This window comes from Phytopseudomonas dryadis, from assembly GCF_004327355.1.
GTDB classification, from domain to species: Bacteria; Pseudomonadota; Gammaproteobacteria; order Pseudomonadales; family Pseudomonadaceae; genus Aquipseudomonas; species Aquipseudomonas dryadis.
Genome location: NZ_QJUM01000003.1, coordinates 221,424 through 237,096 on the forward strand (window position 1 = coordinate 221,424; position 15,673 = coordinate 237,096).

At 64.4% G+C, this 15,673-nt stretch carries 14 protein-coding genes and 1 pseudogene; 7 read left to right on the forward strand and 8 right to left on the reverse strand.

Annotated elements, in window-relative coordinates; genetic code table 11:
* Positions 1-324: 324 nt before the first annotated feature.
* Positions 325-602: pseudogene (locus DNK34_RS25665) on the reverse strand (hypothetical protein).
* Between the two features lie 123 nt (positions 603-725).
* Here DNK34_RS25665 and DNK34_RS03885 point away from each other — a divergent pair.
* From DNK34_RS03885 to DNK34_RS03905, 5 genes are all read left to right on the forward strand, one after another.
* Positions 726-1,313: a DUF2796 domain-containing protein gene (locus tag DNK34_RS03885; RefSeq protein ID WP_131175022.1), complete on the forward strand. Its 588-nt coding sequence runs from the start codon at positions 726-728 to the stop codon at positions 1,311-1,313.
* Between the two features lie 125 nt (positions 1,314-1,438).
* Entirely contained in the window at positions 1,439-2,146 is a 708-nt protein-coding gene (locus tag DNK34_RS03890; protein WP_131175023.1) for an ABC transporter ATP-binding protein, read from the forward strand.
* Between the two features lies 1 nt (position 2,147).
* A complete protein-coding gene (locus DNK34_RS03895; RefSeq protein WP_131175024.1) occupies positions 2,148-3,410 on the forward strand; it encodes an ABC transporter permease in 1,263 nt (420 codons plus the stop codon).
* Positions 3,411-3,700: 290 nt separating this feature from the next.
* Positions 3,701-4,222 carry a DUF3299 domain-containing protein gene (locus DNK34_RS03900; protein ID WP_131175025.1) on the forward strand — a complete coding sequence of 174 codons (522 nt, stop codon included), beginning with the start codon at positions 3,701-3,703 and terminating at the stop codon, positions 4,220-4,222.
* A 295-nt stretch (positions 4,223-4,517) separates the two neighbouring features.
* Positions 4,518-5,210, forward strand: coding sequence for an OmpW/AlkL family protein (locus DNK34_RS03905; RefSeq protein WP_131175026.1), 693 nt, complete (start codon positions 4,518-4,520; stop codon positions 5,208-5,210).
* 57 nt (positions 5,211-5,267) lie between these two features.
* On the opposite strand, the gene DNK34_RS03910 is transcribed toward DNK34_RS03905, so the two are convergent.
* Both DNK34_RS03910 and DNK34_RS03915 read right to left on the reverse strand, forming a co-directional pair.
* Positions 5,268-6,197, reverse strand: coding sequence for an NAD-dependent epimerase/dehydratase family protein (locus DNK34_RS03910; RefSeq protein ID WP_131175027.1), 930 nt, complete (start codon positions 6,195-6,197; stop codon positions 5,268-5,270).
* Positions 6,190-7,074, reverse strand: coding sequence for a sugar nucleotide-binding protein (locus tag DNK34_RS03915; protein ID WP_131175028.1), 885 nt, complete (start codon positions 7,072-7,074; stop codon positions 6,190-6,192). The genes DNK34_RS03910 and DNK34_RS03915 overlap by 8 nt, the downstream gene beginning before the upstream one ends.
* A 322-nt stretch (positions 7,075-7,396) precedes the next feature.
* On the opposite strand from DNK34_RS03915, the gene DNK34_RS03920 reads away from it, so the two are divergent.
* A complete protein-coding gene (locus DNK34_RS03920) occupies positions 7,397-7,744 on the forward strand; it encodes a VanZ family protein (protein WP_131175029.1) in 348 nt (115 codons plus the stop codon).
* Between the two features lie 66 nt (positions 7,745-7,810).
* On the opposite strand, the gene DNK34_RS03925 is transcribed toward DNK34_RS03920, so the two are convergent.
* Both DNK34_RS03925 and DNK34_RS03930 read right to left on the reverse strand, forming a co-directional pair.
* Positions 7,811-8,299 (reverse strand): single-stranded DNA-binding protein, encoded by a 489-nt coding sequence (locus DNK34_RS03925; protein WP_131175030.1) that lies wholly within the window; start codon positions 8,297-8,299, stop codon positions 7,811-7,813.
* 17 nt (positions 8,300-8,316) lie between these two features.
* Entirely contained in the window at positions 8,317-9,705 is a 1,389-nt protein-coding gene (locus DNK34_RS03930) for an MFS transporter (RefSeq protein ID WP_131175031.1), read from the reverse strand.
* A 134-nt stretch (positions 9,706-9,839) separates the two neighbouring features.
* Between DNK34_RS03930 and uvrA the strand changes: the two genes are divergently transcribed.
* Positions 9,840-12,674: an excinuclease ABC subunit UvrA gene (uvrA, locus tag DNK34_RS03935; RefSeq protein ID WP_131175032.1), complete on the forward strand. Its 2,835-nt coding sequence runs from the start codon at positions 9,840-9,842 to the stop codon at positions 12,672-12,674.
* Between the two features lie 95 nt (positions 12,675-12,769).
* On the opposite strand, the gene bfr is transcribed toward uvrA, so the two are convergent.
* From bfr to rplQ, 3 genes are all read right to left on the reverse strand, one after another.
* Positions 12,770-13,234, reverse strand: a complete 465-nt coding sequence (gene bfr, locus DNK34_RS03940; protein WP_131175033.1) for a bacterioferritin — start codon at positions 13,232-13,234, stop codon at positions 12,770-12,772.
* A 122-nt stretch (positions 13,235-13,356) separates the two neighbouring features.
* Entirely contained in the window at positions 13,357-14,799 is a 1,443-nt protein-coding gene (locus DNK34_RS03945; RefSeq protein WP_131175034.1) for a catalase, read from the reverse strand.
* Between the two features lie 466 nt (positions 14,800-15,265).
* On the reverse strand, positions 15,266-15,652 hold the full coding sequence (rplQ, locus tag DNK34_RS03950) for a 50S ribosomal protein L17 (RefSeq protein ID WP_042552930.1): 387 nt from the start codon (positions 15,650-15,652) through the stop codon (positions 15,266-15,268).
* Positions 15,653-15,673: the final 21 nt, after the last annotated feature.

The following is a 15,673-nucleotide window of genomic DNA, read 5'->3' on the forward strand; positions in this document are numbered from 1 at the left end:
CCAGGGCATTTTCCCGTGTATCGCTGCGCTCGACCCGGGCTACGACGGCGCGGCTCGGAAAACCGGGGCCAAGCTCCTGATGCCGATCAGATAAGGTTTTTGCAGGAGCCGTCTCCGCCTACGGAAAATCGGCAAACCGCCGCCAGTGTAGGAGCGTCGACCTCGGCGCGATGCGAGGGTGGCCATCGCACAAAACGTGTCACGGCCACCAATCGCCGCGGGGTCGCGGCTCCTACGGGACCAGGGCAAATCGACGTTTTGCAGGCCAAACGCTTAACTGACTGGCATTAGGCCAAGCTCCTGCTCTTACTTGTAGCTTGTAGCTTATGGCTGCTCCACCCAGCAATAGACCGGCGCATCGGTGCCGCTTTCCATACGCACCTGGTCGCAGTGGCGCAAACGCACCAGCAGACGCTTGCCTGGCGCAGCAGCTCGAGCACCGTTTGCCACTGCGCATCCTGATCCGCCTGGGCCGGTGGCGCCGCCGCCGGAGCCTGCGGCGTGGCAGGCATCCGGGCGGCCAGCTGTGCCCAGTCCTGCGCGTCCAGCTCCACTGTCAGATCCACTGGCCAGTCGCCGATTCGCCCGCGAATACGCACCATCACACTCTCCCTCATCTCGATGCGCCATGCTCCCACGCGGACACAGGCAAACCAAGCACCCTCTATCACAGGCCATAAATTTGTTATAACGTATCAATACCTTTCATGCACCGGAGCCTTTCCATGCGTCGCCTACTGCTCGCCCTGCCCTTCGCCCTGCTGCCCCTGGCCATTGCCCAGGCCCAGAGCCATGACCACGATCACGACCATGAACACGGCAGCCTCGGCAAGCACGAGCATGGCGTCGCCACCCTGAACGTGGCGCTGGAAGGCAACACGCTGGAAATCGAACTGCAGAGCCCGGCGATGAATATCGTCGGCTTCGAGCACGCCGCCACCAGCGAGGCCGACAAGCAGACCGTCGCCGCCGCTCGTGCCCAGTTGGAAAAGCCCCTGACCCTGTTCAGCCTGCCGGCTGCCGCGGGTTGCAGCCTGGACGAGCAGGAACTGAAAAGCCCGCTGTTCGGTGACGCCCATGAAGAGCATGAGCATGACCATGACGAGCATGCCAAAGGCCATGATCACGAGCACAGCGACATAGACGCCGACTACAGTTTCACCTGCACAACCCCTGACGCCTTGCAGACCCTCGACCTGTCGGCCTTCTACCAGCAATTCCCGGCGACCCAGAAGATCAACGTGCAACTGATCGGCCCCAGCGGCCAGCAGGGTGTCGAGTCGACACCGGCCAATGCGCGCCTGACGTTCTGATTGGCCAGCGGATGCCTGCAGAACGGGCATCCGCTTTCCACATGTCCTGCAACACCCTCTGGGTCAGCATTCCGCGCCCATGACTGGCACACTTGCCCCCGTCACCTCCATCGCCAGCAGCCCCCATGACCTCAGCACTGATCGAACTCACCGACCTCGGTTTCGCCTGGCCCGGCCAGGCCGAGCTCCTGGACATCCCGCGTTTCCATCTGCAGCGCGGTGAAACCCTGTTCCTCAAGGGCCCCAGCGGCAGCGGCAAGACCACCCTGCTCGGCCTGCTCGGCGGCGTGCAGAAACCCGGGCGCGGCACCATCCGCCTGCTCGGCGAGGACCTGGCGAGCCTGTCCGCTGCGCGCCGTGATCGGTTCCGCGTCGACCACACCGGCTATATCTTCCAGCAGTTCAACCTGCTGCCCTTTCTCAGCGTGCGGGAAAACGTCGAGCTACCCTGCCGTTTCTCCGCGCTGCGCGCCGAGCGCGCGCGACAGCGTTACGCCAGCGTGGACGAGGCGGCAAGCAGCCTGCTCAAGCATCTGGGCCTGCGCCCGGAGCTACTGGAGCGCCGCGCCGATTCACTGTCCATCGGCCAGCAGCAACGGGTCGCCGCCGCCCGGGCGCTGATCGGCCAGCCCGAGCTGGTGATCGCCGACGAACCGACCTCGGCCCTGGACGCCGATGCACGCCAGGCGTTCCTCGAGCTGCTGTTCGGCGAATGCCGTGATGTCGGTGCCAGCCTGCTGTTCGTCAGCCACGACCAGAGCCTGGCCACGCTGTTCGACCGCAGCCTGTCACTGGCCGAACTCAACCGCGCCAGCAAACCCCAGGAGGTCTGAGGTGTTCCTGTTACGACTCGCCCTGGCCAGCCTGGCCAACCGCCGTTTCACCGCTCTGCTCACGGTCTTCGCCATCGCTCTGTCGGTTTGTCTGCTGCTCGCTGTGGAGCGGGTGCGCACCGAAGCCCGCGCCAGCTTCGCCAACACCATCAGCGGCACCGACCTGATCGTCGGCGCCCGCTCCGGCAGCGTGAACCTGCTGCTGTACTCGGTATTCCGCATCGGCAACGCCACCAACAACATCCGCTGGGACAGCTTCGAAAAGCTCGCCGCGCATCGTCAGGTCGACTGGGCCATCCCGATCTCCCTCGGCGACTCGCACCGCGGCTACCGGGTGATGGGCACCGACGCAGGCTACTTCGACCACTACCGCTACGGCCGTGGACAGTCACTGCAGTTGGCCCAGGGCGAACGCTTCCACGACCTGTTCGACGTAGTGCTCGGCGCCGAAGTGGCCCAGGCCCTGAACTACCAGCTCGGCGACAAGCTGGTGCTGTCCCATGGGGTCGCGACCATCAGCCTGCAGCAGCACGACGACAAGCCGTTCGTGGTCAGCGGCATCCTCGCCCGCACCGGCACACCGGTGGATCGCACCCTGCACATTTCCCTGGAGGGCATGGAGGCGCTGCACGTCGACTGGCAGAACGGCGTGCCGGCTCGCGGCGCCGGCAAGATCAGCGCCGAGCAGGCCCGCGAGATGAACCTTCAGCCCAAGGCCATCACCGCGGTGATGCTCGGCCTGAAGAGCAAGATCGCCACCTTCGCCGTGCAGCGCGAGGTCAACGAATACCGCGGCGAACCGCTGCTGGCGATTCTTCCCGGCGTCGCCCTGCAGGAGCTGTGGAGCCTGATGGGCACCGCGGAAAAGGCGCTGTTCGTGGTCTCGCTGTTCGTGGTGCTGACCGGCCTGATCGGCATGCTCACGGCCATTCTCACCAGCCTCAACGAGCGGCGCCGGGAAATGGCCATCCTGCGCTCGGTCGGCGCGCGGCCCTGGCACGTCGCCAGCCTGCTGATCCTCGAGGCCTTCTCCCTGGCCGTGGCCGGTGTGGTCGCCGGTGTGGCGCTGCTGTACGGCGGCATCGCCGGTGCACAGGGCTATGTGCAGGCCAACTACGGCCTGTATCTGCCATTGAGTGCGCCGACACCCTATGAGTGGACGCTGCTCGGCGCTATTCTGACGGCCGCCCTGCTGATGGGCTGCGTGCCGGCCTGGCGCGCCTATCGGCAGTCGTTGGCAGATGGCCTGTCTATCCGCCTCTGAGAGCCATCCCTGTCAACCTGTTGGTCACGCCGGGAGCGATTTTGGACGTCGCCCGCGACGGCCCGCAGGGTGACCGCCAGGGATGGCAGGCCACAAAAAACGCAGCCGTAGGCGTGCTACTAGGACGTGACCTCCACAAGATGTGCCCCCGGGTCCCGTAGCCTGGGTTAGCCGCAGGCATAACCCGGGACCGCAGGCGTCAGGCAGGCACGGCCCCCGGGTGTCGCTGCGCTCGACCCGGGCTACAGGACAGCTAGCCGCGGCTCCGTTTTCAATCAAGAGGTAGTGTCATGTTCCGCGCTCTGCTCATCGCCCTTCTCATGACCCTGGCTGCACCGCTGTGGGCCGCCGAACTGCGCACGCTGCACTGGCAGGAGCTGATTCCCGAGGACGCGCCACCCCAGGTCAGCCAGCTGACGCCGATGCATGACATGTCGCAGTTGGGCGACGCGCTGTCCGAAGGCGGCGTCGCCTCTCTGCAGCAGTTTCCGTCTGCGCCGGTGGTCAGGGAAATGGACGGCCAGCAGGTCAGGATTCCGGGCTATATCGTGCCGCTGGACGTGACCGAAGAAGGCCGCGTCACCGAGTTCCTGCTGGTGCCCTACTTCGGCGCCTGTATCCACGTGCCGCCACCACCGTCCAACCAGATCATCCATGTCACCGCCGAGCTGGGGGTGATGCTCGATGCCCTGTATCAGCCGTTCTGGGTCGAAGGCCCGCTGAAGGTCGAACACAGCAGCAGCGAGCTGGCCGAAGTCGGCTACCAGATGGCCGCCGACAAGATCTACGCCTACGAGTTGCCGGACAGCTAGGTGTCGCGACAACGGTCATGTGGCGGCCGGCCGATAGGAGCGCTGAAGGCTGAACGACAAGCAACCCCCATAAGGCTCTTTCGTCCAGCTTTCCAGCCTCAAGCGTTTTTGATCAAAGGCCGAAGGCCGCTTTCGCCTCCGAGCAACCACCCAGCCGGTTCGCCCGGATACGAGCCAGTGGCAAAACGTCGCACCCGCCGTGGCTGCATCCATTGAGCTGAGTCAAGGAGCCCCAGGCTGTTCGCTCTAATCTATGCCCATCCGAGATAACTCGATGACTCGTTAGGAGCTCGCTATGCACAAGTCGCTGTTCACCGCCTCGCTGATCGCCCTGGCCCTGGCCGCCCCTCTGGCCCAGGCCCACCAGGCCGGCGATATCCTCGTTCGCGCCGGCGCCATCACGGTCAACCCCGAGGCTGACAGTTCCACGGTCAAAGTCGACCGAGGCGGTCTTGCCGGCGCCGACCTGGGCGGCAAGGCAACCATGAGCAGTGACACCCAGTTGGGTCTCAACTTCGCCTACATGCTCACCGACAACATCGGCATCGAGCTGCTCGCCGCCACGCCGTTCGAACATGACGTGAAGATCAAAGGAACCGCGCTGGATGCCGCCAACGGCAAACTCGGTACCTTGAAACACCTGCCACCGACCCTGAGCGTGGTCTACTACCCGCTCGACTCGAAATCGGCGTTCCAGCCCTATGTCGGCGCCGGCATCAACTACACCTGGATCTACGACGAGCACGTGGGTAGCCGCGCCACCACGGCCGGCTTCGACAATTTCCGGGCGAAGAACTCCTGGGGCCTGGCTTGGCAGATCGGTGCCGACTACATGCTCACCGACAACCTCCTGATCAACGCCCAGGCGCGCTACATCGACATCGACACCACCGCCTATGTCGACCATCCCGGCCTCGGCGTGCGCGCCAAGGTCGACGTCGACGTCGATCCGTTCGTGTATATGGTCGGCCTGGGCTACAAATTCTGAGCCCCAGGACACACGAAAAAGCCGGCATTGCCGGCTTTTTTGCGTATCAGGGTCTGCTCAGACACCCAACAGCCGCGCCAGCCCGTCACGCAACGCGGTCGCCGCCGGCAAGCGGTAGTGGCGAGCCAGGCGCTGGTTATCGGCTCGCGAATGGCGGATGTCGCCGGGCCGCTCGGCCTGGTGGGTGACCCTCGGCAAACCGCCGAGCAGCCTGCCGATCTCGGCCAGCAAGCGATTGAGGCTCACGGCCTGGTTCCAGCCCACGTTCACCGCGCCCTCGACCACCCGCTCGGCATCCAGCGCCTGCAACAGCAAATCGACCAGGTCGGTGATATAGAAGAAATCGCGGGTCTGCTCGCCGTCGCCGAACACGCTGATCGGCAGCCCCTGCTGCGCCCGCTGGGTGAAGATGCTGATCACCCCGGAGTACGGCGAGGACGGGTCCTGGCGCGGGCCGAAGACATTGAAGAAGCGGAAGATCGCCGGTTCCAGGCCATGCTGGTGCCGGTAGAACTCCAGGTAATGCTCGCTGGCCAGCTTGTCCGCCGCATAGGGCGTCAGCGGAGCCTTGGGCGTGGCTTCGTCGATCGCCTGGCCCTCGCCGTTGTTGCCATACACCGCCGCGCTGGAGGCGAACAGCACCCGCTTGACACCCTGCACCCGCATGGCCTCGCACAGGTTCAGGGTGCCGATGAAATTGCTCTGGTGAGTACGCACCGGGTCATCCACCGACGCCTGCACCGAGGCCACCGCGGCCAGGTGCACGACGGCCTGGCAACCGGCGACCGCCTGCTCCAGCACAGCACAGTCGGCCACGTCGCCGCGGATGAAGCTCAGCCGCGGGTTGCCCAGCGGCAGGTTGTCGAGCTTGCCCATGGACAGGTTGTCCAGCACGCGCACGGGGCGGCCCCGGGCCAGCAGGGCGTCGACCAGATTGGAACCGATGAAACCGGCGCCGCCGGTAACCAGAACGGGTAAGTCAGACATGGCGATAATAGTGATCCAGCAGGCTCGGTAGCCCGGCGCGCCAGGCACGGGGTTTGACACCGAAGGTGTGAAGGATTTTCTTGCACGCCAGCACCGCGTGCTGCGGCTCGTCGGCGGCATCCGGGCGAGCGGCATGGGCCTGGCCGCTGACGTCCTCGAGCAGATTCTGGCGCAGATGCCGGGCCTCGCTGAGAATGGCCTGGCCCAGGGCCAGCGACGTCGTCGCCTCGTGCCCGCCGTAATGGTAGGTGCCCCACAGCGGTGCCTGGCAATCGAGCTGTTTGAGCACCGCCAGGATGACCCGTGCCGCATCGTCCACCGGCGTCGGATTGCCGCGCCGGTCATCGGCGAGAAACAGGGCCTCGTCGCGCTCGGCACGCATGAGAAAACGCGCCAGCACACCATCGGGGCTGTCATCGAGCAACCAGCCGAAACGCAGCAACACGTGGCGCGGACACATCGCCCGCACGCTCTGCTCCATGCGCCAGAGCACCTGCCCCCGCAGGCTCAGCGGCATGGACTCATCCTTCTCGCTGTAGGCGGTGGCGCGGGAACCGTCGAACACCCGGTAACTGGAAGGCTGCAGCAGGCGGATATCATGGTGCTGGCAGAGCTCGGCCAGGCGCTCGACAGCCCGCTCCTGAGCGGCGAAACGCTCCTCGCTGACCTGTTCGGCCTGGAACCAGTCGAAATAGTAGGCAAGATTGACCACCGCGTCGGGGCGGGTGTCATCGAGCAGCTCGGTCAGGCTGGCGGCGTCCCAGCCTTGTGCCGGGGGGCGTGGCGCGAGAAAGCCGATATCCTCTTCGGCTCCCAGGCGGATCAGCGCCCGGCCCAGGGTACTACCGCCACCCAGTAATAACAGGCGCATGCGCATAACGGAATGAGTGACTCCACAATCAGGTTCGAGGCGCACCGCACGCTCGCGGTGTTACAGGATGCCCCACAAAGTCGCAGGTTTTGCCCGGGCGAACCAGTCCAATGGCCTGTATTCTGCTGTTTTTACCCGGTGACGTCATCTGTCACGCAGCAGTTGACGCCGCTCGCTCCCGCTCGGGCACATCCCCCGCAGCAGTGGCAATGGAATCACACCCCGGACAGGCGGGCGCGAACATGGCCGCCGCATGGCAACGGGCAACCGATGTCGATCAGGGGCGTCATGAGCGGCCGAACGGATCGACCACGAAAGGACTGACCCTTTGAGAAAAATACTGTTCCTGGCCTGTTGCGCGGTACTCGCCTACGGCCTGTTCCGCCCCGAACCGCCACCCGATCTGTTCGAGCAGTCGGACAAGTTTCTGCATGTGCTCGCCTTTGCCGGTCTCGCCCTGGTCAGCCGGATCGCCTTCCCGCGCGTCTCGGGCTGGCTGCTGTGGAGCCTGCTGTTCGTCCAGGCCCCATTGCTCGAGTGGCTGCAGCATCGCTTGCAGGAAACCCGCGAGTTCAGTCACCAGGACATCCTCGCCAATCTCTGCGGCATCGGCCTCGCCCTGCTGCTGTGGCTCCTCCACGGCCTGCTGCGCCGGCGCTTCTTCAGGCCGGCCTGAACGGGCAGCGCAGAAAGACCAAGGCCCCGCATTGCGGGGCCCTGGTCGTGCGACAGAGCGCGATGGTCAGAACGGAATGTCGTCGTCGAAGCTGTCGTAGTCCTGCGCAGGCTGGGGCTTCTGCTGCGGCGGAGCCTGGCGTGGGGCGGCCTGCTGCGGCTCGCGCTGCGGGGCCGGACGCTGCTGGCGCTCGCCACCACCGGCATTGTCCGGACGGCCGCCGAGCAACTGCATGGTGCCCTGCATGTCGACGATGATTTCCGTGGTGTAGCGCTTGATGCCATCCTTTTCCCACTCGCGGGTCTGCAGCTTGCCTTCGATGTACACCTGCGACCCCTTGCGCAGGTATTCGCCGGCGATTTCCGCGACCTTGCCGAACAGCGACACGCGGTGCCATTCGGTTTTCTCGACCTTCTGCCCGGTCTGCTTGTCCGTCCACTGCTCGCTGGTGGCCAGGCTCAGGTTGGTCACGGCGTTGCCGCTGGGCAGGTAGCGCGTTTCCGGATCCTGTCCGCAGGTTCCGACCAGAATGACTTTGTTAACCCCACGGGCCATAACGCTCTCCTAGACTTTCAGCACGTCACCGGCGCCGCTTCGATCAGGCGCTGCAGCGACGTGCGATCCAATTGTTGGGTATCCACTTTGACATAGATGGCGGCCTCTTCGGCCACCACCACGGCATCCGCCACTCCGGGCACTGCCTGAATACGCTCGGCCAATCCTGCTTCCTGCAATGCCGCACTCGATAGCGACAAACGCAGGCTGGTGACATACGGCGGTTCGCGCATAGTAACAGCAAAGGCCAGCCAGAAAAGGGTCAGCGATGCACAGCCGCCGAACACGCCGGCCAGGCCATGCTGCTGGTACAGCCAGCCACCGAGAATGCCGCCCAGGGCCGAGCCGAGGAACTGGCTGGTCGAATACACGCCCATGGCCGTGCCCTTGCCACCGGCCGGCGCCACCTTGCTGATCAGCGAAGGTAACGAGGCCTCCAGCAGATTGAAGGCGGTGAAGAACACGATGATGCCGAACACCAGGTTGCTCAGGCCATGACCGAACACCCAGAAATACAACTCGCAACCCAGCAGCGCCAGCACCGCGCCGATCAGCACGCGGCGCATCTGGCGCTTCTTCTCGCCATAGATGATGAACGGCACCATGGCGAAGAAGCCGGCCAGCAACGCCGTCAGGTATACCCACCAGTGCTGCTCCTTGGGCAGACCGCCCTGCTCCACCAGCGCCAGCGGCAAGGCGATGAAACTGGCCATGAGGATGGCGTGCAGGGCGAAGATGGCGAAGTCCAGGCGTAGCAGATCCGGATGCCGCAGCGTCGGCCACAGCGCCTGCCTGGCGACCCCGGATTCGCGGTGCTGCAGCGGTCCGCCACTGGCCGGCACCAGGCCGGCGACGATGACGATCCCCAGCAGCGCCATCGCCGCCGTGGCCAGAAACAGTCCGGACAGGCCGAAAGCGCGGGTCAGCAGCGGGCCGACCACCATGGCCACGGCAAAGGACAGCCCGATGCTCATGCCGATCATGGCCATGGCCTTGGTGCGGTGCTGCTCGCGGGTCAGGTCGGAAAGCAGCGCCATCACCGCCGCGGAAATCGCCCCCGCGCCCTGCAGCACGCGGCCGGCGATCACGCCCCAGATCGAGTCGGCGTTGGCCGCCAGCAGACTGCCCGCCGCGAACACCACGAGACCGAAGTAAATCACCGGCCGCCTGCCGATCCGATCGGACAGCACGCCGAAGGGAATCTGCAACAGCGCCTGGGTCAGGCCATAGGCGCCAATGGCCAGGCCGATCAGTGCCGGGGTTGAACCGGCGAGCTCCTGCCCATAAGTAGCCAGTACCGGCAGCACCATGAACATGCCCAGCATGCGGAACGCGAACACCAGCGCCAACCCTGCGGCGGCCCGGGTTTCCCCGCTACTCATGCGTTCGCTGTGCGGATCGCGCATCGTCAAATAACCTGTTGAAACCAGCCGGCGATTCTAGCAGTCGAACTCCCAATGGCACAGCAGCGTCGCTTTGCCGCACCGCCGCTTGCGCCCGTATAATCGGCGGTTTACTCCGCCCGCCACGCGAGGCTGTTTTGGACAAGATTCTGATCCGTGGGGCTCGTACCCATAACCTGAAAAACATCGACCTGACCCTGCCCCGCGACAAGCTGATCGTGATCACCGGCCTATCCGGCTCGGGCAAGTCGTCGCTGGCCTTCGACACCCTGTATGCGGAAGGCCAGCGCCGCTACGTCGAATCCCTCTCGGCCTATGCCCGGCAGTTCCTGTCGATGATGGAAAAACCCGACGTCGACACCATCGAGGGCCTGTCGCCGGCGATCTCCATCGAACAGAAGTCCACGTCGCACAACCCGCGCTCGACGGTCGGCACCATCACCGAGATCTATGACTACCTGCGCCTGCTGTACGCCCGCGCCGGTATCCCGCGCTGCCCGGATCACGACCTGCCGCTGGAGGCGCAGACCGTCAGCCAGATGGTCGATCAGGTGCTGGCCCTGCCCGAGGGTAGCAAGCTGATGCTGCTGGCGCCGGTGATCCGTGAGCGCAAGGGCGAGCACCTGGCGGTGTTCGACGAACTGCGCGCCCAGGGCTTCGTGCGGGTGCGGGTCAACGGCAAGCTCTACGAACTCGACGAGCTGCCCAAGCTCGACAAGCAGAAGAAGCACAGCATCGACGCCGTGGTCGACCGCTTCAAGGCCCGTGGCGACCTGCAGCAACGCCTGGCCGAATCCTTCGAGACCGCGCTCAAGCTGGCCGACGGGCTGGCCCTGGTGGCGCCCATGGAGGGTGAGGAAGGCGAGGAGATCATTTTCTCGGCGCGTTTCGCCTGCCCGGTCTGCGGCCACTCGATCAGCGAGCTGGAACCCAAGCTGTTCTCCTTCAACAACCCCGCCGGCGCCTGCCCGACCTGCGACGGCCTGGGGGTGAAGCAGTTCTTCGACAGCAAGCGCCTGGTCAACGGCGAGCTGACCCTGGCCGAGGGGGCGATCCGCGGCTGGGACAGGCGCAACGTCTACTACTTCCAGATGCTCGGCTCCCTGGCCTCGCACTATGGCTTCAGCCTGGAGGTGCCCTTCGCCGAACTGGACAGCGAACACCAGAAAGTCATTCTCGGCGGCAGCGGTACGCGCAACGTCGACTTCAAGTACCTCAACGACCGTGGCGACATCGTCAAGCGCTCGCACCCCTTCGAGGGCATAGTGCCCAACCTCGAGCGCCGCTATCGCGAGACCGAGTCGACCAGCGTGCGCGAGGAACTGGCCAAGTTCCTCAGCACCCAGCCCTGTCCCGACTGCCGCGGCACCCGCCTGCGCCGCGAGGCGCGCCACGTATGGGTCGGCGAAAAGACCCTGCCGGCGGTCACCGGCCTGCCGATCGGCGACGCCAGCAACTACTTCGGCGGCCTCAAGCTGAGCGGGCGCCGTGGCGAGATCGCCGACAAGATCCTCAAGGAGATCTGCGAGCGCTTGCAGTTCCTGGTCAACGTCGGCCTCGACTACCTGACCCTGGATCGCAGCGCCGACACCCTGTCCGGCGGCGAGGCCCAGCGCATCCGCCTGGCCAGCCAGATCGGCGCCGGCCTGGTCGGCGTGATGTACATCCTCGACGAACCCTCCATCGGCCTGCACCAGCGCGACAACGAGCGTCTGCTCGGCACCCTGCGCCACCTGCGCGACATCGGCAACACGGTGATCGTGGTCGAGCACGACGAAGACGCCATCCGCATGGCCGACTACGTGGTCGACATCGGTCCCGGCGCCGGCGTGCACGGCGGCCAGATCGTCGCCCAGGGCACGGCGGCCGAGGTCATGGCCCACCCCGACTCGCTGACCGGCAAGTACCTGTCCGGCCGTGTCAAGATCGAAGTCCCGGCCAAGCGCACGCCGCGCAACAAGAAGCTGTCGCTGAAGATCAAGGGCGCCCGTGGCAACAACCTGCAGAACGTCAACCTGGACATCCCCATCGGCCTGCTGACCTGCGTGACCGGCGTGTCCGGCTCGGGCAAGTCGACGCTGATCAACAACACCCTGTTCCCGCTCAGCGCCACCGCTCTCAACGGCGCCACCACCCTGGAAGCCGCGGCCCACGACAGCATCGACGGCCTGCAGCACCTGGACAAGGTGGTGGACATCGACCAGAGCCCGATCGGCCGTACGCCGCGTTCCAACCCGGCGACCTACACCGGCCTGTTCACGCCGATCCGCGAACTGTTCGCCGGCGTTCCGGAAGCCCGCTCGCGGGGCTATGGCCCGGGCCGCTTCTCCTTCAACGTCAAGGGCGGGCGCTGCGAAGCCTGCCAGGGCGACGGCCTGATCAAGGTGGAAATGCACTTCCTGCCGGACATCTACGTGCCCTGCGACGTGTGCAAGAGCAAGCGCTACAACCGCGAAACCCTGGAGATCAAATACAAGGGCAAGAGCATCCACGAGGTGCTGGAGATGACCATCGAGGACGCCCGCGCGTTCTTCGATGCCGTCCCGGCCCTGGCGCGCAAGCTGCAGACGTTGATGGACGTGGGCCTTTCGTACATCAAACTGGGGCAGTCGGCGACCACCCTTTCCGGGGGCGAGGCGCAACGGGTCAAGCTGTCACGCGAGCTGTCCAAGCGCGACACCGGCAAGACCCTGTACATCCTCGACGAGCCGACCACCGGCCTGCACTTCGCCGATATCCAGCAACTGCTCGACGTGCTGCACCGCCTGCGCGATCACGGCAACACCGTGGTGGTGATCGAGCACAACCTGGACGTGATCAAGACCGCCGACTGGCTGGTCGACCTCGGCCCCGAAGGCGGCTCCAAGGGCGGCCAGATCATCGCCTGCGGCACGCCGGAAGAAGTCGCGGAGATGCCGCAGTCGCATACCGGGCATTTCCTCAAGCCGCTACTGGAAAGGGATAGGGCTTAAGGCTGGAGGCTGGAGGCTGGAGGCTGGAGGCTGGACGAAAGGCTTGTCGTTCAGCCTCCAGCCTTCCAGCGCCTTTATCGGCTTGTACCGCCCTCCTACATCTGACTTTGCAGGTAGTTGTCCAGGCCGAGCTTGGCGATCAACTGCAGCTGGATTTCAAGCCAGTAGGCGTGATCCTCTTCGGTATCCTTGAGCTGGACCAGGAGGATGTCCCGGGTCTGGTAATCCTGGTGACGCTCGCACAACTCGATCCCCTTGCTCAGCGCCGCGCGCACCTCGTACTCCAGCGCAAGGTCGAGCCTGAGCATATCCGGCACGGTCTGGCCGAAGGTGAACGGGTTGGGCGCCATATCCGGCGTACCCTCGAGAAACAGGATGCGCTTGAGCAAGGCATCGGCGTGCTGCGTCTCCTCCTCCATCTCGTGGTTGATGCGCTCGTACAGCTTGCCGAAGCCCCAGTCTTCGTAGAGGCGTGAATGGACGAAATACTGATCGCGCGCCGCCAGCTCGCCCTTGAGCAGCACCTTCAGATAATCGATAACTTCAACATGGCCTTTCATTGCGCTCTCTCCTGTCCGTGCGCCCTATTGTCGCCCAGCTTGCCTGCCTAAAGCGACAATGCCGGCGCCGCCCAGACTAAAGGCGACACCGGCATTGCACATTGCGCTGAATCAGGAAGGGATCAGCTCAGGCCGAGGCCCTTGGCGATACCCGCCCCATAGGCCTCATCGGCCCTGAAGAAGTGCTGCAACTGGCGACGCTGCACGTCCTCGCTGACCGACTGCATGGCACCGACGATATTGTCGATCAGCAGCGCCTTCTGCTCGGCATTCATCAGGCGGAACAGCGCACCGGCATGGCTGTAGTAGTCCTCGTCCTCACGGTGATCGTAGCGATCCGCCGCGCCACTCAAGGCCAGCGCCGGTTCGCGATAGGCCGGCGCCTGCTTGGGCGCATCGGCGTAGCTGTTCGGCTCGTAGTTGGGCGCCGCCCCACCATTGCTGCCGAAGGCCATGGCGCCATCGCGCTGGTAGCTATTCACCGGGCTGCGCGGCGCATTCACCGGCAGTTGCTGGTGGTTGGTGCCCACGCGGTAGCGGTGCGCATCGGCGTAGGCGAATACGCGCCCCTGCAACATGCGATCCGGCGACAGACCGACTCCGGGGATCATGTTGCTCGGTCCGAAAGCGGACTGCTCGACCTCGGCGAAGTAGTTCTGCGGGTTGCGGTTGAGCTCCAGCTCACCCACCTCGATCAGCGGGTAGTCCTTCTGCGACCAGGTCTTGGTCACGTCGAACGGGTTCTCGGCGCGGGCAGCCGCTTCGGCTTCGCTCATCACCTGGATGCACACGCTCCACTTCGGGTAATCGCCGCGCTCGATGGCCTCGAACAGGTCACGCTGGGCGTAATCCGGATCGGTGCCGGCAAGACGCGCAGCCTCTGCCGGGGCCAGGTTCTTGATGCCCTGCTTGGTCTTGAAGTGCCATTTGACCCAGGTGCGCTCACCCTTGGCATTGATCAGGCTGTAGGTGTGGCTGCCAAAACCGTGCATGTGCCGGTAGCCATCCGGGATCCCGCGGTCGGAGAACAGGATGGTCACCTGGTGCAGGGATTCGGGCGAATGCGACCAGAAGTCCCACATCATCTGCGGGCTCTTCAGGTTGCTCTGCGGCAGACGCTTCTGGGTATGGATGAAGTCCGGGAACTTCAGCGGGTCGCGAATGAAAAACACCGGGGTGTTGTTGCCGACGATGTCCCAGTTGCCTTCTTCGGTATAGAACTTAAGGGCGAAGCCGCGCGGATCGCGCTCGGTATCCGCCGAGCCACGCTCGCCACCCACGGTGGAGAAACGCAGGAAGGTCTCGGTCTGCTTGCCAACCGCGCTGAACAGCTTGGCGCAGGTGTACTGGGTGATGTCACGGCTCACCGTGAAGGTGCCATAGGCTGCCGAGCCCTTGGCGTGTACCCGGCGCTCGGGAATGTTTTCGCGGTTGAAGTGAGCGAGCTTTTCGATCAGGTGGAAATCGTCGAGCAGCAACGGGCCGCGTGGTCCTGCCGAACGGGAATTCTGGTTATCCGCAACCGGCGCGCCGCTGGCAGTGGTCAGGGTTTTGTGTTGGCTCATCCGCAATCTCCATCATCAGGTAACGACATCCCGGCTGGGCGGGCTTGAGGTCAAGTATCGACGAGACTGCATGAGCAAACAAATGAATAACAACTCAACAAGCGATAGATTTTAACTAACTAGCCGGCCACAAAAAATCGCCGGGAGCGATTTTTGACGTCGCTTGCGACGGCCCGAAGGGTGGCTGCCAGGGATGGCAGGCCACAAAAAATAGCCGGAGCCATTTTTGACGTCGCTTGCGACGGCCCGAAGGGTGGCCGCCAGGGATGGTGGGCCACAAAAAATCGCCGGAGCCATTTTTGACGTCGCTTGCAGCGGCCCGAAGGGTGGCCGCCAGGGATGGTGGGCCACAAAAAATCGCCGGTGCGATTTTTGACGTCGCTTGCGACGGTCCGAAGGGTGGCCGCCAGGAAAGGCAGGCACAAAAAACCGGGCACTAGGCCCGGTTCTTCGTAGACGAAGCGTCTTACTCGGCAGCTTCTACTGCGCCGCCGACCGGACGGTCGACCAGCTCAACATAAGCCATCGGTGCGTTGTCACCAGCACGGAAACCGCACTTGAGGATACGCAGGTAACCGCCCTGACGGGTGGCGTAACGCTTGCCCAGGTCGTTGAACAGCTTGCCGACGATGGCTTTCGAACGCGTACGGTCGAAAGCCAGACGACGGTTGGCAACGCTGTCTTCTTTAGCCAGAGTGATCAGCGGCTCAGCAACACGACGCAGTTCTTTGGCTTTCGGCAGAGTAGTTTTGATCAGCTCATGCTCGAACAGCGATACCGCCATGTTCTGGAACATGGCCTTGCGGTGGGCGCTGGTGCGGCTGAGGTGACGGCCACTTTTACGATGACGCATGGTTCAATTCCTTACCAAACT